Genomic DNA, 21,483 nt, shown 5'->3' with positions numbered 1-21,483 from the left:
ACGTAGGGACGGTTCCAGGGAGTCCGATGACCGCTGCCCTCCTGTCGCTGACCCTCGCCTTCAGCCTCCTCACCGGCCAGTACGCGCCCCAGCAGGGCGGAAGCCAACCTCTCGAGCCAAAACTGGAGGCCCGCGTCCAGCAGCTCGGCAAGCAGCTGCGCTGCGCCGTGTGCCAGGGTGTGTCCATCGCGGACAGCCCGGCCTCCATGGCGCGGGCCCAGCTCGACACCGTGCGCTCGCTCGTGGCCGAGGGGAAGACCGACGAGGAGGTCGTGGACTACTTCGTCGCCCGCTACGGCGAGTGGGTGCTGCTGGAGCCCACCGCGCAGGGCTTCAACTGGCTCGTGTGGCTGGGCCCCGTGGCGCTGCTCGCGGTGGGCGGCTTCGTCATCTGGAGACAGCTCCAGCGCGGCCCTCCCGAAACGCAGCTCGCGAAGACAACGACCGCCGCCCCGGCGACACCGGCGGGAACCCCGCCGGCGGATGAAGAAGACCCGTACCTCCAGGCCGTGCGCCGGGAAATGGAGCGCTGAGCCATGCAGCAGACGACCAACTGGTTGCCCGGAATCATCGTGCTGGCTGTCGCCTTCGTGGCCGCCGCCGCCTGGCTCATCTTCCAGCGCAGCCGCGGCGCGCTCACCACGAACGAGCCGCGCGACGGAGCGCTGGACGACCTGACGCAGCGGGCGCAGTCGCTCATCGACCAGCTCCGCTCGCTGGAGGCCGACAAGCACAACCTGGGCGCCGAGCAGTACGCGGCGGAGAAGTCCCGCCTGGAGCGCGAGGCCGCCGGTGCGCTGCGCGCGAAGGACGAGCACCTCAAGCGCAAGGCGTCGGGTGAAGGCGCGAAGGCGCGGACGCCGGCCCCGGTGGGCACGGGCTGGGCATCGCGCAATCCGCAGCTCGCGGGCGCGCTGTGGGGCGCGGGCATCGTGCTGTTCTTCGGCGGACTGGGCTACCTGCTCGTCTCCGAGCAGCAGCCGCGCGAGGACGGCCGCGAGGCCACGGGCCGGATGCCGGGGGGTGGCCAGCAGGCACAGCAACAGCAGCAGGGCGACGGCATGGGCGGGCAGGAGGAAGGCCAGGACATGCAGGAGGCCCGGGCGCGGCTCCAGTCCAACGCCGGGGACGTCGAGTCCGCGGCGCTGCTGAGCCACGAGCTGATCCGCCGGCAGGAGTTCGAGGAGGCCGCGAAGGTGACAGCGAAGGGCCTGGCCGCGGACCCGTTCAACGTCGAGCTGCGCGTGCACCGCGGCGTGCTGCGCGCGACGCAGGGAGACCTGCAGGGCGCGGAGACGGAGCTGACGACGCTGGTGGACACGTGGCCGGACGCGCAGGAGGCGCTCATCTTCCTGGGCAGCCTCGCGCTGCGGCGCGGCGACAAGGCGAGGGCGCTGGAGCACTTCGAGCGCTTCTCCGTCGAGGTGCCGCGCAACATGCAGCCTCCGCAGCTCGGGCCCGCGATTGCGCAGCTGCGCTCCGAAGTCACGGGTGGCGGCACGCCGTGAGGTGACGGGGAGGGCTCGGTCATGGGGAAGCGGACGAAGCGCGACAAGCCACTTCCCGAATACACCGCCGAGCACATCGAGAAGCTCACCCCCGCGGAGGCCGTGCGTCGCCGCCCGGAGATGTACCTCGGGCCGGAGAGGCGCTGCTCGCTCCTCGTCGCCCATGCCGTGCTCGACCCCTTCTTCGCGACCGGAGCGCAGTGTTCCCGAGTCGAGGTCTCCTGGACCTCCGACGGCGTCATCCAGGTCGTCGATGACGACGGAAGCATGGACACCGGGGCGCGCCCGCATGGCGGGCCCCATATCGAGCACCTGCTCTCGTACCTCATGGCGGGCGTGGGCCTCAGCCAACGCGGATCAGGGCTGTGCCTCGTCAACCTCATGAGTGAGTGGTTCGCCATCGAGGTCCATCAGCCAACGCGGCTGTACCGTCAACGCTTCGACGCGGGAGAGCCTCGGTCACCCGAGACGGGTGCGGCCACTCCGCCCTGGCACACCCTCGTCACGTTCAAGCCCGACGGGCGCTGCATCGACGCGCGGGTGCCGCTCACCGCGAACGCGATCATCCACGACCTCCAGCCCGTTCTAGCGAACCCGCAGTCGTGGTTCCTACGAACGACCGAGCACCCTGCCCTATCCTTCGAGTCCTCGCCTACGAAGCTCGTGCTGAGGCGTGTGCCGTCAGCGGGCTCGCCACCTGCCGACAACTCCTGAGGTCCGGCGCTTCAGGCCGGCTCGTGGGCTTGCGACAGGCCCCGCGCCCGGACGAGCTGCATGCAGGAGATGCCGGCCGCGATGAGCATGGCGCCGCCATCCAGGATGCCGCCCAGGAACAAGAACGCGCCGCCGAGCAGGACATCGAGCGCGAAGACGCCCCAGCCGACCGCGGTGTTCCGGGTGAGTGTCAGCAGTCCCGCGAAGCCGAGGAACACGGCTGCGAAGCATGCGCCGCCCGCGAGGAAATAGAGCTCCTTGTCGGAGGGAGCACTCAGGGCGCCCAGCACGCCGACGACGACCAGCACCACCGCGACGCCACAATGGACGAGTGCCATGTCGCGCATCAGCGCGCGACGCAGGCGCACCGGGTCCATCACCTTGTCGCGATCCAGGCAGTCAGGACAGTGCGTCCGCTCGGATTCGAGGGCTTCCGGCAGGCACCCGTCACAGTAGAAGCCGCCGCACCGAGGACAGGTGCGTGTCTCCTCCACCTGTGGATGGCGGGGACAGCGAGGGCCCGTGTCGGCGGACTGTGCCGCGGCCACACGCCCTGCTTCCGGTCCGCCCACCGCGCCTCCGTCGGGCGGCAGCGAAGCGACGGCCTCCACGGCCACGGCGACGCCCGCGAGTGACGCGAGACAGCTCGGGCAGAACTCCGTCCCCCGAGGCGACACCTTGCCGCAAGTGCACTGCACTCGGCGGGAGTCTCCCTCACGAAGCGCCGAAGAACTCTCACGCCAGGGTGCCGCGTCGAACGGCTGGCCGGGCTCCCAGACGGTGATGGCAGCCGGCGCTTCAGTCGGTGCCTCCGACGCCGGACCCGCTGTGACTTCGACCACGAAGCCATCAGGCATGGCCCGGGCCGCGTGCTGCTTCGTGCGAATCTCCTCCTGGACCGACGCGCTGGAAGCCCGCAGCAGGGCACCTACCGGCAGACGCCCCATGGCGAGGGAGACCGCCGCGCCCGCGGCCAGCAAGTCCGTGTTCCCCACCGCGCGCGTTTCCTTCACCAACTCCAGCGTGTCGAAGAGGCGCCACGGCGGACGGACGCGCACGGCGCCCTCGGGGACAGGGGCCACGGGCTGGAAGAGCAACTCGCGCACCTCGACGTCGAGGCTCAGTGGCAGCGACCAGCGCAGGACCTGCCCGCGCTCCAGCGAGGGCAAGGGTGCACGCATCAGCTCCCGCCGAGTCTCGGCGTCGAGCACTCGCAGGCTCGCGTCCGGAGCCATCGGAGTGAAGGCCCCCTGCAGCCAGATGCTCGCGGTCGCACGGGTGCCCTCGGGCGAGCGGACCACCGGGTCCACGTGAAGCTGCACCGTGCCGAACTCGCGCGGCTGGCGGCCCACCTGGTCGAGGATGTCCGGGAGGAGGCTTTCGTCCATGCGACGCAAGGAACCTCAAATGCGCCAATGAGCGCAACCGGGTCGCCCAAGACAACAGCGCGCTTGTGCCGCCTCTGATTTGTCGGGAAATTCTGCATTTCCTACTTCAGAGAAAGAGGCCCCCAATGAAGCCGCTCCGGATGGTCGTGCTCCTGTCCACTCTCTGTGCGGCCCTCGCCGGCTGCGGAGATGAGCAATCTCCTGGTTCGCAATCCGCTCCCGACGAGGTCTCGACTCCGCAGGCGCTCGCCGGGGTGTGCGACGGCGTCACGTGCAGTGGCCATGGTGTCTGCAAGGACAACGCGGGGAGCGCGGTCTGCGTCTGTGATGAGGGCTTCACTGGAGGCACCTGCGCCGCGCGGGGCGCGGACTTCGGCGCGCGCACGCTGCTCATGCCGTGGCTGGCCGACCCGGACATCTACAAGGAGAACGACGACCTGTTCTTCCTCACCGGCACCGGCAACGGCGTGCTGCTGCCGCTCTACGAGTCGAACGACCTGCGGACCTTCAACTTCAAGAAGGACTACAACCCGTCGGCGGCGGACCCCGTCTACGACTACTGCTTCCTCTGGGCGCCGGACCTCGGCAAGTACAACGGGGCCTACCAGCTCTACTTCTCGGCGCACCGGGTGCCCAATGGCGCGGCGTGCCCGCCGGCTGGCCAGGAGGTGACGACCTTCGTCGCCACGGCGCCAGACCTGAACTTCAACTTCAGCGCGCCCCAGCCCATCAACGCCAACACCACGTACCCGCGCACCTCCACGGGCACGGCGTGCCTGCCGCAGGGCTGCAACCGGAACATCCGCATCGACTCGGCCACGTACAACGACACGTCGGGCCGCTGGTTCTTCTACGTGTGGTTCGACCGGGGCAACAACATCTCCTCGTTCAACACCGCGGCGCCCGGCACCGTCTACAACCACGCGGGCCCGGCCGTGTTCGCGACGCCCGCCTACGAGGAGGGCATCAACGAGGCCCCCGAGCTCTTCAAGCGCAATGGCCAGTACTACCTGCTCTTCAGCGGCGGTTGGTACAACAGCCAGTACGCCATGTACTACGTGATGGGAGACTCCATTCCCCAGCTCACGCGGGCGCGGGCGGTGCGGCGCCTCTCCCAGCCGCTGCGCAACTCCGCGGGCAGGCTGGTGCAGAGCCACGGGCACAACGTCCTCGTCGAGCGCCGGGGTGAGGTCTTCAACGTCTTCCACGTCGGTGCCTTCGACGCCGCGGGCAACCTCACCTCACGCAGCACGTACAAGCAACGCGTGGCCTTCAAGCCGGACGGCTCGATGCACTCGCTCAACCAGGTGAACGTGCGGTGGAACAAGCTGACGGGCTACAGCTACTCGCTGGATGTCGTGCTGCGCGACGGCACGGTGGTTGGCCCGTGCCTCGCCGTGGGCATCCTCGGGCAGTCCAACAAGACTGTCTTTGACGGCGTGTGCCGCAGCGCGGGCGACCGCGTGGTGACGAAGGGCGACATCGCCGCGTTCCGCATCTTCTATTCGAACAACGGCGCCTGGGGACCCTTCGTCGAGACAGCCTATGACGGCATCTCCGACGACGTCGCCCTCAACCTGCCGGGTGGCTACACGCCCTTCGTGGACCTGAGCTGGAGCGAAGAGGAGACCACCGCCCAGTACTCCATCGACGTGCAGCGGCGGGACACCGGGGCGTGGATTGGCCCGTGCATCGGCGTCACGGCCGTGAACAAGAGCCTCTCGTGGACCTACCAGGGGCGCTGCGACACGCCGGGCATCAACGTGCCGTACTCCAACATCCAGGCGTTCCGCATCTGCTCCGCCGTGAATGGGGACTGGGCCCACGCCCGCTGCGGCGCCACGGCCTATGACGGCCGCAGCATGCAGTCGGAGATCGTCATTCCCTGAGCTGAGCGGTCGCTACGCGGTGCTGGCGGTAGACTGACGGGACGACGTGGCGGCGCGACCGCGCTGCCACGGGTCCGTGTCAGCCATCCAGGCCTCGGACATGGATGATGCTCACCTCGCCGCGCGGCGCCCCTCCCGATGCCCCACAAGCTCATTGCCTCCGAACCCTACTGTTCCTCGTCGCTGGAGCGGCTCCGCGCCTCACTCTCGGAGGCGGTCGCTTGGTGTGAGTCGCGAGCGAGGGCCGACGACCCTCGAGGCAGCCTGCGTCGCCTTCCCGACCCGGTCGATGTCGAGCACCTGGGGCTCCTGGGGCTAACCCCGGCGAACCTCGTGAGGACGACAAGCTGGCGCCGCGATGAAGAGCTGAAGGCGGCCAGGCTCACCGTCCCCACCATCCAGTGGGCAGCCCTGCCAGGCCGTCTCCTCGTCTTCTTTCCCGACGAGGAGACGCAAGATGGTGGAGCGGAAGTCCAGAGCGAGGGCTTCTTCGACGACCACAACACCCCGCCATGGGACACCTGGGTGGGCTTCTTCACGGACCTCCACGATGAGCCCGCCGGTCCAACGGTACGGAGCTATCTCCTGGCCTACGTGCCCGCGGCCTTCGTCGGACACGTCGGGCGTGGGATCGAGGTCAATCCAGAGAGGTGCATTCAGTGGCTGGAGGACTCGGAGACCGCCCTCGCAGTCCTGGTGCAACAGGCGCGGGCCTGAGCCGCGCCGCTACAACTGCTGGACTTCCGCCGCGGTGAGCGAATGGCTTCCGCGCCCTACTCCACCGCGGCCTGACGCCGACGGAAGCGGCGCACCTTCTCCACCAGCGTGTTCGGCATCACTGCCTTGGCGCCGTTGCGCACGTTGCGCGCCAGTTCCTCGGACTGGGTGAACCAGCGCCCGGTCCACGTGCCACTGTGCACGCGCACGGACACGGTGTTCCGCAGCTTCGACACCCAGTCGGACTTGTACGTCTCCGTGCCGCGCAGGAAGTCGTACTCCTTGCAGCCCGACGCCAGCGCGTCCCGGAACGTCTCGCCCACCAGCACCAGGCCCACGCTGCGGTTGCGCCACTCCGGGTCATAGCCGGACTGGAAGTACACGAAGCTGTCCCGGTGGAGGATGCCGTACACCGAAGCCACCGCCCGGCCACCCACCTTCATCGTGTACATGCGCAGCCGGCCCCGCTCGGCCAGCAGCTGCGTGGCATCCCGGTGGAACGCCTCCACGCCGCTGCCCTTGATGCCCTGCGAGCCGCCGTCCGATGCCCACCGCGCCGAGTGCAGCCGGAAGAAGTCCGTCAGCGGCGCCGCCAGCTCGCCCGGCGCCTCCGTGCGCTCAATCCGGTAGCCGTCCTGCTTCTCCAGCCACTTGCGCCGGCGCAGGAAGTTGTCGCGCCGGCCCGTGCGCTTGAGGAACGCGTCGAATGGCTCCTTCGGGTCCAGCGTGTCGTACGGGCACACGTAGCGCTCCGCCACGCGGACGTCGCCGCCGGGGAACGCCTCGCGAAGCACGTCCACCGTGGGCGAGCCCTCACGCAAGTCGGTGAGGTCCAGCACGTCCCACTCGTCGCGCAGCGCGTACAGCATCCGCGCGAAGGTCCGCGCCACTTCCTGCTCGTGGCCGCGCTTCGCCACCACGTCCAGGTAGTCGCTGCCCACGTGCGTCTCACCCAGGAAGCTCAGGCGCCGCACCGGCACGCCCGCCACGCTCCGGTACTCCACGGAGAGCGGCATCAGCCCCACCAGCGCCCCCGTACGGTCCCTCGCCGTGAGCACCAGCGGACGCCGGTTCGTCGCGATGCGCCGGCACCAGGGATAGAGCCACTCCCAGGCGTTGAAGGGGCCCGCGTCGCTCGCGTCGAGCAGCGCGTCCCACTCCTTCCGCATGCCCGCCAGCGCGGAGGGGCTGCCCACGGCACCCACCTCCAGCCACTGCGCGACCTGCGGCCCCTGCGTCAGCTCTTCCTCGCGAATCACCGCCCCGCCCTCCCGGAGGGACGATGTCCCTCCCCTGTACCCTGTGTCCTGTTCAGCCCGCGCGCTTCTTCGTCCGACGGTCCGACTTCAGCGCCTCGCGCACCGCCGCCGCCACGTCCGCCATGACTTCCGGCGACAGGTCCTGGTGGCACGGAATCTCCACAATCGACCGCCGCAGCTGCGCCACCTCGGGGAACGCCGACGCGTCACACGCCGGGTGGAAGCGCTTCCAGAAGTCGATGGCGTCGATGCCCTGCGCCCGCAGCTTCGCCAGCACCTCCGCCTTGTCCTGCACCACCATCGGGTAGAACAGCGGGCTCGCCCCCGGCGGCAGCTGGTTGAACAGCGGCGGAGACACGTCCCGCAGCCGCCCCAGCAGGAAGAAGTAGTTGCGCCGGCGCTGCTCGACGATGGACTCCAGATCCTGCGCCTGGGCAATCCGCTTCGTCAGCGGGCTCATGCCCAGGTCCACGTGCTTGCGGTCGAAGTGCTGCGTGCCCGTGGCGACGCGCTCGATGCTGGCCGCCTTCACCGTGCCGTGACCCAGCGCGCGCACCGTGCTGCGCAGCGAGCGGCCGAAGGCCCCGCCCCGCAGCTCCAGGTTCTGCAAGAGCGCGGACACCGTGTGACTGAAGGTGGACGCGGACGGCGGCGCCGGAGGCTCCGGCAGGCTGTACTGGCGCGGGCCGTTGACGACCAGCGCTCCACCATTGGGAACCGGCAGCGTCTTGTAGAGGCAGAAGATGCCCACGTCGCCCGTGGTGCCCAGCGGCACCGGGCCGTCCGACGACAGCAGCGACAGCGCGCAGTCCTCGATGAGGATGAGGCCGTGCTCGTCCGCCAGCTTGCGCATCTCCTGCACGGGGCCAGGGAAGCCGGCGTAGTGCGTGAGGTACAGGGCCTTCGTCTTCGGGCCGATGCGGCGGGCCACGTCCTCCAGGTCCACGTCCCAGCGGCTGCCCACGCGGTAGAAGCGCGGCGTGGCGCCGGCGTCCACCAGCGCCTCCACCTCCACACCGTGGTGGTAGGAGGGCATCAGGACTTCACCCGCGTCCAGGCCCAGCATCTTCACCGTGAGCCAGATGGCGTTGCGGGCGAAGTAGAAGTAGCGGACGTTGGGCGAGGAGAACGGGGGCAGCGCCCCCGGCTTCGGCCGCGACATCAACATGTGCGGCCAGAGCGTCGGCAGGGACGGTACGAACAGCTTCCCCGTGGGCTTCATCGCTTCCATCTCGCCACCACCTCTTTCATCGCGGGTCCCCACCGGAACTTGGCCGCGCACAGCGCCCGGCCGAAGGCGGAGTCATTGAATACGTAGAGCCAGGTGTGCCGGCGCGCCTTGTCCGTCCAGTCGCGCTTCCACACCATGTCCGGCCCCAGGAAGTCGAACTCGCCCAGGCCCCGGTCGATGCAGTCCCCCACCACCTCTTCCATGAGGAGCTGCCCCGGGCTGCACTCGCGCAGGCTTTCGTCGTAGCCGGGCTTGAGCAGGAAGTAGCGCCCGCCGTATTCCAGCCCGTAGTGGAAGGCCACCGGCTTGCCGTCCACCCGCAGGAAGTACAGCGCCAGGCGCTTGCGGTACGCCGCGTCCCGCGCCAGCTCCGTGTAGAAGCCGCGCGTGCGCGCGTCCTGCGCCATCGCCGTGCCGCGCTCGCCCTTCCAGCCGCTCTGCTCGAGGAGGAAGCCCTCCTCCAGCGTACCCTCCAGGCCCAGCCCGCCGTCCACCCGTTCAAAGGTGACGCGGCCGCGCTCCTCCATCTTGCGGCGCCGCCGCCGGCAGTTGGCCTTGAACTTGGACTGGAGCTTGCCCAGGTACGCGTCCCGGCTCGACGGCAGGGGGATGTAGGGCGACTGGAGTGACTCCCACTCCCCCACCGGCATTCCCGCCTCACGCGCCTGGGCATGCAGCCGCCAGGCCGCGCCGCCGTCCGGCACGTCCGTCAACCGCAGCACATCCCACCCGCCCACCTCTCGCAGGTGCGCGAGGAAGGCCGCCGCGGCGACGTCCGGCTCCCTGGCCAGCAAGTCAAAGCGGCAGGAGTGGACATTCGCCATCGCGGAGAGCTGCCGCGCCGGCACCCCGTACAGGGTGGTGCGCTCCTCCCACAGCGGCAGCGCCGCGGTCAGCCGGCCGTCGCCGTCGCGCAGCGTGAGGACGCGCGGGCGCGCACCGGGCGCGAAGTTGTCCAGCCAGATGCGCAGGAACTCGTGCCGGTAGAACAGCTCGTTGGAGGTGGCCTCCACGAGCGCGTTCCACTCGGCTTCCAGGGTCATGAAGGCCGCCCGGTCGTTGACTTCCACGACGGACGGCCGGGCGTTGAGTTGTCTAGCTTCCATTATCGGGCGCCAAAGGTGGTGACGACTCCGCGCGGCTACAAGCCGCTGCGGGCCATCTTCAGGAGGCAGGAGGCAACCTTGCGGCTGTCGTGTCGGATCCTGGACCCCTCCTTGAGGAGGTCGGCCTGGACCGGCACCACGCCGGCGGCAATCAAGTCGCGGCGGTCCACCGGGACGACAAAGGAGCCACGCCGCGCATAGCGCTTCATGGACTCGTCCGTGGGCGAGGTGCCATTCACCAGCACCGCGTCCAGCACCGGGCCCACGTGGTCGATGACGGCCTGCACATGGTCCAGGCACGTCATGCCGTCCGTCTCACCCGGCTGCGTCATCAGGTTGGACACCATGACCTTCAGCGCGCGCGTCTCCTTCAGCGCCTGGGACACGCCGTCCACCAGCAGGTTGGGCAGCACGCTCGAGTAGAGCGAGCCCGGGCCAATGGCGACGAGGTCCGCGGTGTAGATGGCCTCCAGCAGCCCCTCCACCGGCGGCGGCGAGCGCGGGCTGAGCGACACCCGGCGCACGCGGCCGTGGGCGCGGCAGATGTTGCGTTCGCCCACCACCTCCGTGTCGTCATGCATCTGCGCCACCAGCTGCACCGAGGACAGCGTGGAGGGCAGCACCTGCCCCCGCGCGCCCAGCAGCTCACCGGACATGCGCACCGCCTCGAGGAAGTCCCCCTTCAGCTCCGCCAGCGCGGCGATGAGCAGGTTGCCCACCGCGTGCCCGGCCAGGCCGCGCGCCCCGCCGAAGCGGAACTGGAAGACGTCCTTCATCGCATTCTTCCCACCCGCGAGCGCCACCAGGCAGTTGCGGATGTCGCCCGGAGGCAGTGCCCCGTGCAGGCGGCGAAGGCGGCCCGAGCTGCCTCCGTCGTCGCTCATGGCCACCACTGCGGTGATGTCCACGCCCGGATCCCCGGGCCTGGGCAGCGCGCGCCGGGCCAGGCCGCGGAGCACCATGGGCAGCCCCGTCCCGCCGCCAATGGCGACGATGCGCGTGGGCCGCTCCACCTGGGGCTGCAAAATCTCGTTGCGCTCGCGCTCCTGCTCCAGCCGGCGACGCGTGTCCTCCCAACCTTCCGGGAGCGACGAATCCAAGTCCATCCCCATCATTGCCCGACCCCCATCCACGACGCCCAAGACCCGCCACCCAACACCCGGCGGGCCCGCCGCGCTGGCCTCTCATCCAAGAAAGAGGCCAACGCAGCGGTACTGCCAGCAACGCTCTACCGAGCCCCACGACCGAGAAGCACATGCCTCACGGTGTGGAAGATGATTCCCACATCCAGGAACAACGAGCCGTTCTTCACGTAGTACAGGTCGAACTCGAGCTTGTTGCGCGCGTCCTCCACCGAGGCCCCATAGGGGTAGCGAATCTGCGCCCACCCCGTCAGGCCCGGCTTCACCGCCTCGCGCAGCCCGTAGAACGGAATCTGCTGCTTCAGCTGCTCCACGAAGACCGGCCGCTCCGGCCGGGGCCCCACGAAGCTCATCTCCCCCATCAACACGTTGAACACCTGGGGAATCTCGTCGATGCGCGTGCGGCGGATGAAGCGCCCCACCCGCGTGACGCGGTCGTCATTCGCCCGGGCCCACACCGCGCCGTCCTTCTCCGCGTCGGTGCGCATGCTGCGGAACTTCCACAAGTGGAAGGTGCTGCCCGCCAGGCCGGTGCGCTCCTGCCGGTAGAAGATGGGCCCCTTCGAGTCCAGTTTGATGGCCACCGCGACAATCAGCAGGAAGGGCGAGGCGGCCAGCAAGAGCAGCGAGGCCACCAGGATGTCGAAGCCGCGCTTGAGCGAGCGGCGCAGCGGCGACACCGTCAACTCGTCCGCGAAGGCGAAGTCGCTCGCCCGGAGGAACTGCACCGGAATGCGGCGCAGCACCCGCTCGCAGAACCCGGCCGCCTCGTACACCCGGCGGCCCTGCAGCCGGCAGCTCAGCAGGGACTCCACCCAGTTCGCCCCGCGCATGTCGTCCGCCGCCTGCACGACATAGGACGCGTTGAGCCGGGCCGCCATCTGCTCCAGCGGCTCGGAGGTGACGCGCGGGTCCACCAGGGCCACCACGCGGTAGCTGCCCTCGCCACCCGCCTCGATGGCGCTCGCCACCGCGCGGGCCTTGAGGCCATCCCCCACCAGGAGGACGGTGTCCGGTGCGCCCACCACGGCGCGGATGGACACCCGCACCATCAGGGTGCCGGCCAGGGCGCCCATCGCCCCGCCCAGCAGCGTGCCCGGAGGCAGCGCCACCGGCAGCACCAGCGGTACCACCAGCATCACCCCGCCGGCCACCATGGCGGTGACGCCCGCGGCCTTCAGGAACCGGTAGCCCCGCACCCGGTCCTCGGCCGCCACACGCAAGTCGTACAGGTCCAACAGGTACAGCGTGAACTGGAAGGTGACGACGAACGAAGCGCCCAGTCCCAGCAACGTGGGCCACATCTCGGAAAGCGGGGGCTGAGTCCCCGCGGGAGCGAAGAGTGCCGCGCAGGCCGCCGCGCCCATCACACAGGCCAACGCAATCGCCGAGCTCTCGGCGAGGAAGAACGTCAGTTTCTTTGCAGAGAAATAGTGGTGAAAAACGCGGAGCACGTGCCCCTCCAACCTACCCGCCCGACCAACCTCGCATCCGCCTCCAGCCTCCCGCCCCCCGTTGCCAGGGGGCGAGGGGCGAAGGCCGCCCGGTGCTACTTCTTCTCGTAGTTCTTCAGGTACGGAGTCGCCTGCGTCTCCGCGCCGTTCAGCACGCACCCGAGGATGGGCGCGCCGCCCAGGCTCTCCACCGCCTGGTGCACCGACTTGCCCGGCGTGACGTTGGCGCGGATGACCATCAGCACCCCGTCCACCTGGTGGCCCAGAATCGCCGCGTCCGCGAACGGCAGCGTCGGCGGCAGGTCCACGTACACCTCGTCGAAGCCCTCGCGCACGGCCTTGAGGAACTGCTTCATCCGCGCGCTGGCCAGCACCTGCGTGGGCTCCTCCGGCGTGGCGCCGGCGGGGATGATGGCCAGGCGCGTGGAGTTGAAGCGCCGCACCACGTCCCGCACCTCGCACTCACCCGCCAACAGCTCCGCCAGGCCCGTCTTGTTGCGCATGCCCAGCATGGCCGCCACGCCGCCCCGGCGCAGGTCCGCATCCACCAGCAGGATGCGGCGCTCCGGGTTCGCCCGGGCCGCGGCGAGCGCCAGGTTGACGCTCGTCACCGTCTTGCCCTCGCCGGGCATGGCCGAGGTGAGCGCCACCACCTTCATCGGCCGCAGATCCCGCATCCGCTCCAGCCGGTAATAAAGACTGCGGTACTGCTCCGCCGCCGCCGAAGCCGGTGCCGTCAGCGTTACCACGCGACGGTCCACCACGTTCCCACCCGTCGCGTTGTCATCCACTCGGGGGAGGAAGTTGCCCGCCCGCTCCATCGTCTGATCCATCTCTTGGTCCTCCGTCCTTTCTTCGGCGACTCAGTTCAACGACGTGGGGGAAGACACGCTGTTTCGAGCCCCCGAAGACGGCATCAGAATCCGCCGCTCCGTCTTGCCATGCATATCCGGGACCACCGCCAGCACCGGCAGCGTGAGGCGCTCGCGCACCTCGGTGCCGTCGCGCAGGCTGTCGTCGCGCATCTCGAGCACCGCACCGGTGAGGATGCCCAGGCCGAGGGCCACCAGCAGTGCGATGAGCATGCCCGTCACGCGGTCCGGCCGGGCCGGAACCCCCGGCACACCGGCCGGGGAGATGACGTTGAAGAGGCTCTTGGCGCTCTTGGCCTCCAGCTCCTGCGCCAGCTCGGCCTCGACCTTGCGGCTCACCACGCTCTGGTACTTGGTGCGGGTGATTTCGTAGTCGCGGTTCATCACCGCCAGCTCGTGCGCCCAGCGCGGGGTGTTGGTGAGCCGCGCCTGGTAGACCTCGGCCTGCTTCTGCAGGTCGACGATGTCCTTCTGCACGGACTCGATGAGCTGGGCCACGCGGGTGCGCTCGGCGCGCTCGGCCCACAGCCGGCCTTCCGCGTCCTTGCGCTTGTTCGTCATGGTGTCGAGCTCGCTGGACAGCCGCTTGATTTCAGGGTGGTCCTCCGTCCACTGGGTGCGGGCGTTGACCAGGGCGCGGGTGAGGCCGTTCTCCGCGGCCTCGAGCCGGCCGGCCTCGCTGTCCACCGCGTTGCGGGCGCGGGCCAGGTCGGAGCGGCGGGCCTCGGCGGCGCGCAGCTCCTCGGACTTGGTCTGCATCAGCTGGGACACGCGCTCCAGGCCGCGCATGTTCATCTCCATCTGCTCGGGCAGCTCACCCAGGTGGTCCACCTTGAACTGGGCAATCTTGCGCTCCCAGGACGAGACGGCGACGCCCAGGTTGCCCATCTCGTCGTTGAACAGCTCCGTGGCGCGCGCCGCCTGCGTCTGGCGGATCTTCAGCGTCTCCGCGGAGAAGATGTCCGGCAGCCGGTTGGCCACCTGCGCGGCCACCTGCGGGTCGCGGTTGGAGTAGGTGAGCTCGAAGGCCGTGTCACCCTCGATGCGCACCGTGAGGTCCTTGCGCATCTGGGCGACCGCGGACTCCATGCCCTTCTCGGACACGATGTCCGGGTAGAGGTTCATCTCTTCGATGGCCTTCTGGAGCACGGGGCGGGCGAGCAGCTCCTGCCTCACCGTGAGCAGCCGCTGTTCGATGAGCTCGCTCACCGTGCGCTGCACCATCTCCTCGCCCGGCCGCTGCGGCTCCACGCGGACCACCACCGACGCGTCGTACATGCTCGGCCGCGTCATCACGATGGCCGCGCCCACCGCGAAGACCGCCGCTGCGATGGCTCCCACCAAGGCCTTGCGGCGCCACAGGGCAGCCAGCAGCTGGTCCGCCGTCATCCCTCGCTCCATGTTCCGCTCCTCCTCCATCCCTCTCGCTGTAGCTACCAAGGCGTCACCACCAGTCGGACGGCGAAGACATTGCGCGTCAGGTCCGCCGCGCCCGCCGTTTCCGCCACACCCACCTGAGCAATCCTGTCCACCGCACCCTGCGCGGCTACGCGCCGGTTGATGCGGTACTCCACCCCACCACTCAAGGCATACCCCTGCGACACCAGCGGCGAACCGCTGAAGACGCCCCACTGTTGGTCCGGCGCACGGCCGTTACGGAAGAAGCTGGCCGCGCCGAAGGCGTTGAACCGCTGCGTAAAGCGCCGCGCCAGAATCAGCGACGCATAGTCCGCCCACACCGCGTTGGCGAAGCCGCTCGCGCCCACCAGGTCGTGGCCCACCGCCACGCCCACGTCGAGCAGCTCGCCTTCCCGCTGCAACTCCAGATTCACGCGCGGCACCCAGCCGCGCTCGAGGCCATTCGCACCCACGTAGTAGACCGGGCCCGCCCGGACGAGCAGCGTCGTGGGCCGCGTCAGCCGGTAGCGCAGCCCCGCCGCCACCCCGTTCGCCTGGGCCAGGTCCCCCTGGTAGAGGAAGCCCTGGTACCGGTACTCCAGGCCCAGGCTCAGCCGCCGCGTGGAGCGGTACCAGGCCTCCAGTGACGGGGTGTGAGCGTAGCCCGCCTGCTGCCCCGACTCGAGGATGCGCACCGCCTCGAACTTGTAGCCGGCGCGCACGTCCAGCCGCTCCGTGGTGCGCGCGGTGGCGCTCAGGTTCGCCTGGGTGAAGAACGTGGGCGACGTGGAGCGCGCCAAGCCGTCACGCGGCAGCGAGGACGGGTCCGTCACGCGGAACACCCGGACGGCCGAGTCCACCTTCAGCCGGCGCGTCAGCACGTGGTGGGCCTCGAGCCCCGCGCGGTGGTCCAGCGTCACCTTGCCGGAGCCGTGCCGCATGAGGAGGTCCGCCGCGTAGAAGCCGTCCAGCTTCAGCCGCCCGTCTCCACCTTCCACGCCCAGCCGAGGGGTCAGCTTCGTCATCAGCTGGCCGCCGGCCGCGCCATCACCCAGCCGCAGGTCGTCGTCGTAGCGCTCCTCCGCGGTGAGCCGCACCTTCGGCTCCCACACCGTCGCGCCCCGTGCGGCTGGCGCGACGAGCATCAGGCCCGTGAGCAGCCACTTCTTCCAGTTGCCCTTCACCGTCGCCCTCCGTCCCACACGCCACCCACCGTCCCGAACCACGACGCCCATACCTCTGAAACCCGTCACGACACGCGAAACCACTCACGGCACGACGATGGTGTCACCCGGCCGCAGGAACAGCTCCTGGCCACCGTCGGGCGAGATCAGGTCGCTGTAGCGCACCGGAATCTGTCCGCCGTTGGAGTCGGTGCGGATGACCACGATGCCGTCCGAGTTGGCGAAGTCCGTGAAGCCGCCCGCCAGGGCAATCGCCTGCAGGAGCGACACGCGACCCCGGAGCGGATAGGCGCCGGGGTTGTGGACCTCACCGGTGACGAACACCCGGCTGCTGTTCACCTCGCGGACAATCACTGTCACGCGGGGCTCCTGCACATACGCCTGCAGGCTGTGCTTCAGGGACTCGGCCAGCTCCGTGGGCGTCTTGCCCGCGGCCTGGAGCTCGCCCACCATCGGCATGGAGATGAAGCCATCGGGACGGACCGGCAGCGTCCGCGACAGCTCCGGATCCCGCCACACGGCGATGTCCAGCACATCCTCACGACCAATCCGGTAGGGCTGCTCCGAGTTGTCCACCTTCACATTCGGCTGGTGGGCACAGCCCGCCAGGAGCATCACGCCCAACACCGTCCAGAACCCCGCGCTCGTCTTGCCCATCGTCTGCTCTCCCTCGCTGCGGATGTCTCGCACGTGGCCTCGAAGTCTCGTGCGCCACGCTTCCGGCGGCAGTCCCATAGCAGCGGGTGTGCCACGCGACGTGGGGAGGGAAAGTCCATGGATCGTCGTGGGTTACGAAGTGCCCCACCTGGAGAGGTCCCCGGCTCCAGGAAATTTTTCCGGCATCGTACTGGCGTCTCATCCAGTGATTTCTGCAGGGAGGGGTCAGATCAGAGAAGAGGTTTACCCACCCCAGGCCACACGCCTTCCCATTCCGCACGTGCCGTGCGTGGCACGCGTCTTGATAAGGAAGACGGGCGAGGCAACACGGTACACACAACAGGGGCCGGGGGGCCCGGGAGAAGGCGGATGAGGAAGGCGGCGGGGGCGGTGGCGGCGGCGTTCGCGATGGGCACTGGGGCCATGACGTTGATGGGCGTGTCGTTCGCGTCTCATATGGAAGCTGCGGTGCTGGGAGTCGTGGGTCTGGCTCTCTACGCGAGCAGCTCGCTGCTCAACGGCAAGGCGACGGCAACGGCGCCGACCGGAAGCGTGGCGAAGCAGGCGTAGTCTTTTCAGGAGTCCGGGGCCCGGCCTGTAGAAAGGGCCGGGCCCCTTTTCATTTCGAGGCTGCTCGGCGGCCGAGGAGACAACAGATGTCTCGTCCGCACGCCAGGCCGCTTCCCCGTGCAGCGACGCGTCCCAGTGCTTTCTTCGCACGGTCCGCATGCACAACGTCGCCTCGGCACGTCCCCGGACGGAGCGCGCGGGTGCCGACGAGCACCGAGGAGAAAACGGCGTGACTGTGGACCTTTCCTCCCCTTCTCTCCCCCGCCTTGGCTTCGAGTGGCCCACAGGCCCGGACTTCCGCGAGGCGCTGCACGACGAGTGGCTCGTCACCAACGGCCGCGGCGGCTACGCGTCCGGCACGGTGGTGGGCTGCAACACGCGCCGCTACCACGGCCTGTTCATTCCCAACCTGGAGAAGCGCGGCCGCACGGTGTTGCTGGCGCGTCTGGTGGAGCACGCGGACGTGGGCGGGAAGACGTACGCGCTCGGCTCCGAGGAGCGCGCGGACGGCACCTCGAGCGAGGACGGGGCGCTGCACCTGCGAGACTTCCACCTCGACGGCCTGGTGCCTGTCTGGGAGTACCAGCTCGGCCCGGCGCGGCTGCGGCGCAAGCTGGTGATGGCGCACGGCGAGAACACCGTCTTCATCGCCTGGGAGCACGTGTCCGGGCCGGAAGTGTCTCTGCGACTGCGCCCCTTCCCCGTGGACCGTCCGCACGACAGGCCCATTCCCTCCCGTCACCTGGAGGCCACAGTCGTCCTCGAGGGCCCTCATGTGGAGCTGCGCATCGGCGATGACGCGCCGCCCGTGCGCCTGCGCATGTACGGCAGCCGCGCCTCGCCCTTCGTGGGGCTGGAAGAGACGTCCGCCGTGCAGCGCTACCGCGTGGAGAAGGCGCGGGGGTACGAGCACACGGAGATGCAACACTCCCCGGGCTACTTCGACTGCAAGGTGGCACCGGGCGAGACGCTCGCGCTGGGCATCACCACGGACGCCTGGAGCTGCCTGGAGCGCGACCCGGCCGAGGTCTTCACACTGGAGCTGGAGCGTGAGCAGCGACTCATCAGCCGCGCCCCGCCGGAAGCACGGACCGGAGTACCCGCGCGGCTGGTGCTGGCGGCGGACCAGTTCATCATCGCCCCGATGCGCGCCGCGGACGACGCGTGGGCGCGCTCCATGGGCCAGGACGCGCGCAGCGTCATCGCCGGCTATCACTGGTTCACCGACTGGGGCCGGGACACGATGATTTCGTTCGACGGCCTGACGCTGTGCACGGGCCGCGTCCACGAGGCGGCGGCCATCCTCCGCACCTTCCAGCACTACGTGCGCGACGGCCTCATCCCCAACTACTTCCCGGACGGCGAGAGCGAGGGCGTCTACCACACGGCCGACGCGACGCTGTGGTTCTTCCACGCGGTGGACCGCTACCTCGAGAGCGCGAAGGACGCGGAGCTGCTGCAAGACCTCTTCCCCACGCTGCGCTCCATCATCGAGCACCACCAGAAGGGCACGCGCTTCAACATCGGCGTGGACCCGGCGGACGGGCTGCTGCGGCAGGGCGCGGACGGCTATCAGCTCACGTGGATGGACGCGAAGGTGGACGGCTGGGTGGTGACGCCGCGCCGGGGCAAGGCGGTGGAAATCAACGCCCTGTGGTTCAACGCCCTGCGACTGATGGCCACCTGGGCGGAGCGGCTGGGACACGACGCGCGGCCCTACCTCGCGGCGGCGGAGAAGGCGTACGGCAGCTTCAACCGGCGCTTCTGGAACGAGAAGCTCCAGTGCCTCTTCGACGTGGTGGACGGCGAGCACGCGAAGGAGGACGCGGCCATCCGCCCCAACCAGGTGTTCGCCATCTCCCTGAAGCACCCGGTGCTGCACCGTGAGCGCTGGGAGCCCGTGCTGGAGGTGGTGCGGCGCGACCTGGTGACGCCAGTGGGCCTGCGCAGCCTTGCGCCGGGGAGTGCGGACTACAAGGCGAACTACGATGGTGATTTGCGCGCGCGGGATGCGGCGTACCACCAGGGCACCGTGTGGGGCTGGCTCATCGGCCACTATGTAGACGCGACGCTGAAGGTGAACCCGGACGTCCAGGCGGCGCGCGCGCTCCTGCGGGGCATGGAGGAGCATCTGCTGAACACGGGCATCGGGCAGATCAGCGAAATCTTCGATGCCAGCGAGCCCTTCCGGCCGCGCGGCTGCATCGCCCAGGCGTGGAGCGTGGCCGAGGCGCTGCGCGTGTTCATGAAGACGCATGTGACGTGAGCGGAGGGCCGCGCTTCGACGCGTGGCCCGCCTTCACGGCGTCACGGCGTCAGGCCGGGCGGCGCGGCTTCGGGCGCCGGCATCTCGGCGTCTCGCCGCGCTCGGAGCCGGGGCAGGAAAGGAACCCACTGCCCCCTGCGCGCCGCGTACACCAGGAGCAGGACTCCGGCGGTGGTGCACAACAACACCGCCACGCCGCCCGCCTCCGCGCCGAACGCGCCGCCCGTCCAGGCCGCGGGGCCCTCGGTCCGGCTCTCCAGCAGTGAAGCCACGTCCGTGCCCGAGACGGCGACGCCGAAGAGCGCGCCCTGGGTCCAGTTCCAGGCGACGTGCACTCCGGTGGCGAACCACAACGAGCGGGTCAGCATGTACGCCGCGGCCAGGAGCACTCCCGCCTCCAGGGCAATCGCCAGCGTGGCGAACCAGGTGGCATTCGGGTTCATGGCGTGGACGAGGCCGAAGAAGGCACTGCTGAGGAGCAGCGCCGCAGCCGAGCCCAACCATTCCTCCAGCAGCCGGAAGGCGATGCCGCGGAAGGCCACCTCCTCGAAGAAGCCCGCCGCCGTGAAGATGGCCGCCCACCAGAGCGCGTCGCGGGCCTCGTCCTGGAGCGTCTCCGGAGGCCCGTCCACCAGGTGGTACCAGCCGGCAAGCGCCATGATTCCGACCACCGCGCTGAGCAACGCCAGGCCCAGCAGCAGGCCCCGGCCCAGGTCGCGCAGGGCCCGATGCCGTCCCAAGCCCAGCTGCGCGAGCGTGCGGCGTCCTGTGCCCCACTCCACCAGCCACATCGCCAGCAGGACACCGGTGGCGTTGAACACCGCGAAGAGCAGAAGGCCGGGGTTGCCGGGCAGGAGCCGCTGCAGCCCGAGAAGCCGGCCGAGCCCATGCAGCAGCAGCGCGAGCACCACCGAGAGCACGACGCAGAGCACGAGCCGCGTGAAGGGATGTTGGAGGACACGGCGGAAGGTGGACGGTGAAGCCATGGGCGCGGGTGCTTCCGTGGAGGAGCGTTCCGTCGATGCTCGCACGCGGGCCGTGGCCCGTCACCCGCCCCGCGGCCGAGCACTGCCGGGGGCGGCCTCGGGGACCGTGCTGTTCGGAAATATCGGGACATTTGAGGGGCGGGCGCAACCCCCCGACATTTCCGAACAGGGAGCCCTCCGGCCCGCTCCGCCGCGTCAGGCGATGGCGCGCACCACGCCGCCGTCCACGCGCAGCGCGGCGCCGTTGATGCCGGAGGACTTCGGGCTGCACACGAAGGCCACCAGCGCGGCAATCTCCTCCGGCCGCTCGAAGCGCTGGAGCAGCGAGGAGGGACGCGCGTTCTTGAAGAAGTCGCGCTCCACCGTGGCCACGTCCACGCCCTGCTGGCGCGACAGGTTCGCCAGGAAGCCCTCCACGCCCTCCGAGCGCGTGGGGCCGGGGAGGATGGAGTTCACCGTGACGTTCGTCCCCATCGTGCCCTCGGCGATGCCACGAGCCAGCGCAATCTGCGCCGTCTTGGTGACGCCGTAGTGGACCATCTCCACCGGAATCTGGATGCCGGACTCACTGGAGATGAAGAGGATGCGGCCCCAGTTCTTCTCGCGCATGCCCTTGAGGTAGTGGCGGCTGAGCCGCACGCCGCTCATCACGTTCACCTCGAAGATGCTGAACCAATCTTCGTCGGTGATTTCCTCGAAGGCGTGCGGCGCGAACGCGCCCAGGTTGTTCACCAGGATGTCCACGCGGGGCACCTCCTTGAGCATCCGATTCACGCCGTCGCGTGTTCCCAGGTCACCCGCCACGCCGCGCAGCTTCGCGCCGGGCTGCTTCCCACGAAGCTCCTTCAGCGCCGCGTCCACGCGCTCCTGCGTGCGGCCATTGACGATGACCTCCGCGCCCTCCTGGGCCAGGGCCTCCGCGATGGCCAAGCCGATGCCCGCCGTGGAGCCACTCACCAGCGCAACCTTGTCCTTCAGTTCCAGGTCCATGCGTTCCACTCCCGAAGTTGGCCGCACCCTCTAACGGGGCCCAGGGCCGGGCGCACGCCTCCCGTGCGGAGGGACGCAGCCTGTCCTGGAAGCTCCGGGCGCGCACGCCGCTTTCACCGCGAGTGTCCGATCTCCGGTCCGGGCCTGCGGTC

Annotated in this window: 19 protein-coding genes; 7 read left to right on the top strand and 12 right to left on the bottom strand. The window is 69.5% G+C overall.

The window, feature by feature from the left end; all coding sequences use genetic code 11:
- The first annotated feature begins 26 nt into the window (after positions 1 to 26).
- The 3 genes from G4D86_RS38875 to G4D86_RS38865 are packed head-to-tail and all read left to right on the top strand — an operon-like array spanning position 27 to position 2,222.
- On the top strand, positions 27 to 533 hold the full coding sequence (locus tag G4D86_RS38875; RefSeq protein ID WP_163999349.1) for a cytochrome c-type biogenesis protein: 507 nt from the start codon (positions 27 to 29) through the stop codon (positions 531 to 533).
- A 3-nt stretch (positions 534 to 536) separates the two neighbouring features.
- On the top strand, positions 537 to 1,508 hold the full coding sequence (locus tag G4D86_RS38870) for a tetratricopeptide repeat protein (RefSeq protein ID WP_163999348.1): 972 nt from the start codon (positions 537 to 539) through the stop codon (positions 1,506 to 1,508).
- Between the two features lie 21 nt (positions 1,509 to 1,529).
- Entirely contained in the window at positions 1,530 to 2,222 is a 693-nt protein-coding gene (locus G4D86_RS38865) for a hypothetical protein (protein WP_163999347.1), read from the top strand.
- A gap of 11 nt (positions 2,223 to 2,233) precedes the next feature.
- On the opposite strand, the gene G4D86_RS38860 is transcribed toward G4D86_RS38865, so the two are convergent.
- Positions 2,234 to 3,610 carry an RING finger protein gene (locus tag G4D86_RS38860; protein WP_163999346.1) on the bottom strand — a complete coding sequence of 459 codons (1,377 nt, stop codon included), beginning with the start codon at positions 3,608 to 3,610 and terminating at the stop codon, positions 2,234 to 2,236.
- A 125-nt stretch (positions 3,611 to 3,735) separates the two neighbouring features.
- Here G4D86_RS38860 and G4D86_RS38855 point away from each other — a divergent pair, with 125 nt between their 5' ends.
- On the top strand, positions 3,736 to 5,499 hold the full coding sequence (locus G4D86_RS38855) for a family 43 glycosylhydrolase (RefSeq protein WP_240360713.1): 1,764 nt from the start codon (positions 3,736 to 3,738) through the stop codon (positions 5,497 to 5,499).
- 138 nt (positions 5,500 to 5,637) lie between these two features.
- Positions 5,638 to 6,216, top strand: a complete 579-nt coding sequence (locus G4D86_RS38850) for a hypothetical protein (protein WP_163999345.1) — start codon at positions 5,638 to 5,640, stop codon at positions 6,214 to 6,216.
- A 56-nt stretch (positions 6,217 to 6,272) separates the two neighbouring features.
- Here G4D86_RS38850 and G4D86_RS38845 read toward each other — a convergent pair whose 3' ends face one another.
- From G4D86_RS38845 to G4D86_RS38805, 9 genes are all read right to left on the bottom strand, one after another.
- On the bottom strand, positions 6,273 to 7,475 hold the full coding sequence (locus G4D86_RS38845) for a GNAT family N-acetyltransferase (RefSeq protein ID WP_163999344.1): 1,203 nt from the start codon (positions 7,473 to 7,475) through the stop codon (positions 6,273 to 6,275).
- Positions 7,476 to 7,527: 52 nt separating this feature from the next.
- On the bottom strand, positions 7,528 to 8,697 hold the full coding sequence (locus G4D86_RS38840; RefSeq protein WP_163999410.1) for a DegT/DnrJ/EryC1/StrS family aminotransferase: 1,170 nt from the start codon (positions 8,695 to 8,697) through the stop codon (positions 7,528 to 7,530).
- A complete protein-coding gene (locus tag G4D86_RS38835) occupies positions 8,694 to 9,812 on the bottom strand; it encodes a GNAT family N-acetyltransferase (protein WP_163999343.1) in 1,119 nt (372 codons plus the stop codon). The genes G4D86_RS38840 and G4D86_RS38835 overlap by 4 nt, the downstream gene beginning before the upstream one ends.
- Positions 9,813 to 9,847: 35 nt before the next feature.
- Positions 9,848 to 10,927: a gluconeogenesis factor YvcK family protein gene (locus tag G4D86_RS38830; protein ID WP_163999342.1), complete on the bottom strand. Its 1,080-nt coding sequence runs from the start codon at positions 10,925 to 10,927 to the stop codon at positions 9,848 to 9,850.
- Positions 10,928 to 11,040: 113 nt separating this feature from the next.
- The gene (gene exoE, locus G4D86_RS38825; RefSeq protein ID WP_163999341.1) at positions 11,041 to 12,408 is read right to left on the bottom strand and encodes a polyisoprenyl-phosphate hexose-1-phosphate transferase ExoE; all 1,368 of its coding nucleotides are present in this window, start codon (positions 12,406 to 12,408) and stop codon (positions 11,041 to 11,043) included.
- Between the two features lie 95 nt (positions 12,409 to 12,503).
- On the bottom strand, positions 12,504 to 13,241 hold the full coding sequence (locus G4D86_RS38820; protein WP_163999340.1) for a CpsD/CapB family tyrosine-protein kinase: 738 nt from the start codon (positions 13,239 to 13,241) through the stop codon (positions 12,504 to 12,506).
- A gap of 30 nt (positions 13,242 to 13,271) precedes the next feature.
- A complete protein-coding gene (locus G4D86_RS38815; protein WP_205520123.1) occupies positions 13,272 to 14,699 on the bottom strand; it encodes a GumC family protein in 1,428 nt (475 codons plus the stop codon).
- A 14-nt stretch (positions 14,700 to 14,713) separates the two neighbouring features.
- Positions 14,714 to 15,862, bottom strand: coding sequence for a porin family protein (locus tag G4D86_RS38810; RefSeq protein WP_240360712.1), 1,149 nt, complete (start codon positions 15,860 to 15,862; stop codon positions 14,714 to 14,716).
- A gap of 84 nt (positions 15,863 to 15,946) precedes the next feature.
- Entirely contained in the window at positions 15,947 to 16,519 is a 573-nt protein-coding gene (locus G4D86_RS38805; protein ID WP_163999409.1) for a polysaccharide biosynthesis/export family protein, read from the bottom strand.
- A 369-nt stretch (positions 16,520 to 16,888) separates the two neighbouring features.
- Here G4D86_RS38805 and G4D86_RS38800 point away from each other — a divergent pair, with 369 nt between their 5' ends.
- Positions 16,889 to 17,089, top strand: a complete 201-nt coding sequence (locus G4D86_RS38800) for a hypothetical protein (protein WP_163999337.1) — start codon at positions 16,889 to 16,891, stop codon at positions 17,087 to 17,089.
- A gap of 229 nt (positions 17,090 to 17,318) precedes the next feature.
- On the top strand, positions 17,319 to 19,355 hold the full coding sequence (locus G4D86_RS38795) for an amylo-alpha-1,6-glucosidase (protein ID WP_163999336.1): 2,037 nt from the start codon (positions 17,319 to 17,321) through the stop codon (positions 19,353 to 19,355).
- 41 nt (positions 19,356 to 19,396) lie between these two features.
- Here the strand turns inward: G4D86_RS38795 and G4D86_RS38790 are convergent, their stop codons facing one another.
- Positions 19,397 to 20,341 carry a CPBP family intramembrane glutamic endopeptidase gene (locus G4D86_RS38790; protein ID WP_163999335.1) on the bottom strand — a complete coding sequence of 315 codons (945 nt, stop codon included), beginning with the start codon at positions 20,339 to 20,341 and terminating at the stop codon, positions 19,397 to 19,399.
- 195 nt (positions 20,342 to 20,536) lie between these two features.
- The gene (locus G4D86_RS38785) at positions 20,537 to 21,331 is read right to left on the bottom strand and encodes an SDR family NAD(P)-dependent oxidoreductase (protein ID WP_163999334.1); all 795 of its coding nucleotides are present in this window, start codon (positions 21,329 to 21,331) and stop codon (positions 20,537 to 20,539) included.
- Between the last annotated feature and the right edge of the window lie 152 nt (positions 21,332 to 21,483).

It is taken from the genome of Pyxidicoccus caerfyrddinensis (genome assembly GCF_010894405.1).
GTDB classification, from domain to species: domain Bacteria; phylum Myxococcota; class Myxococcia; order Myxococcales; family Myxococcaceae; genus Myxococcus; species Myxococcus caerfyrddinensis.
The sequence above is the reverse complement of the archived record's forward strand: the minus strand, read 5'-3'. Positions and strand labels throughout refer to the sequence as shown.

Bases quoted from the DNA above. Each gene is read 5' to 3' on its own strand.
- G4D86_RS38875 (WP_163999349.1), top strand. From the start codon at position 27: ATGACCGCTGCCCTCCTGTCGCTGACCCTCGCCTTCAGCCTCCTCACC.
- G4D86_RS38870 (WP_163999348.1), top strand. From the start codon at position 537: ATGCAGCAGACGACCAACTGGTTGCCCGGAATCATCGTGCTGGCTGTC.
- G4D86_RS38865 (WP_163999347.1), top strand. From the start codon at position 1,530: ATGGGGAAGCGGACGAAGCGCGACAAGCCACTTCCCGAATACACCGCC.
- G4D86_RS38860 (WP_163999346.1), bottom strand. From the start codon at position 3,610: ATGGACGAAAGCCTCCTCCCGGACATCCTCGACCAGGTGGGCCGCCAG.
- G4D86_RS38855 (WP_240360713.1), top strand. From the start codon at position 3,736: ATGAAGCCGCTCCGGATGGTCGTGCTCCTGTCCACTCTCTGTGCGGCC.
- G4D86_RS38850 (WP_163999345.1), top strand. From the start codon at position 5,638: ATGCCCCACAAGCTCATTGCCTCCGAACCCTACTGTTCCTCGTCGCTG.
- G4D86_RS38840 (WP_163999410.1), bottom strand. From the start codon at position 8,697: ATGAAGCCCACGGGGAAGCTGTTCGTACCGTCCCTGCCGACGCTCTGG.
- G4D86_RS38835 (WP_163999343.1), bottom strand. From the start codon at position 9,812: ATGGAAGCTAGACAACTCAACGCCCGGCCGTCCGTCGTGGAAGTCAAC.
- G4D86_RS38830 (WP_163999342.1), bottom strand. From the start codon at position 10,927: ATGATGGGGATGGACTTGGATTCGTCGCTCCCGGAAGGTTGGGAGGAC.
- G4D86_RS38820 (WP_163999340.1), bottom strand. From the start codon at position 13,241: ATGGATCAGACGATGGAGCGGGCGGGCAACTTCCTCCCCCGAGTGGAT.
- G4D86_RS38815 (WP_205520123.1), bottom strand. From the start codon at position 14,699: ATGGAGGAGGAGCGGAACATGGAGCGAGGGATGACGGCGGACCAGCTG.
- G4D86_RS38805 (WP_163999409.1), bottom strand. From the start codon at position 16,519: ATGGGCAAGACGAGCGCGGGGTTCTGGACGGTGTTGGGCGTGATGCTC.
- G4D86_RS38800 (WP_163999337.1), top strand. From the start codon at position 16,889: ATGAGGAAGGCGGCGGGGGCGGTGGCGGCGGCGTTCGCGATGGGCACT.
- G4D86_RS38790 (WP_163999335.1), bottom strand. From the start codon at position 20,341: ATGGCTTCACCGTCCACCTTCCGCCGTGTCCTCCAACATCCCTTCACG.
- G4D86_RS38785 (WP_163999334.1), bottom strand. From the start codon at position 21,331: ATGGACCTGGAACTGAAGGACAAGGTTGCGCTGGTGAGTGGCTCCACG.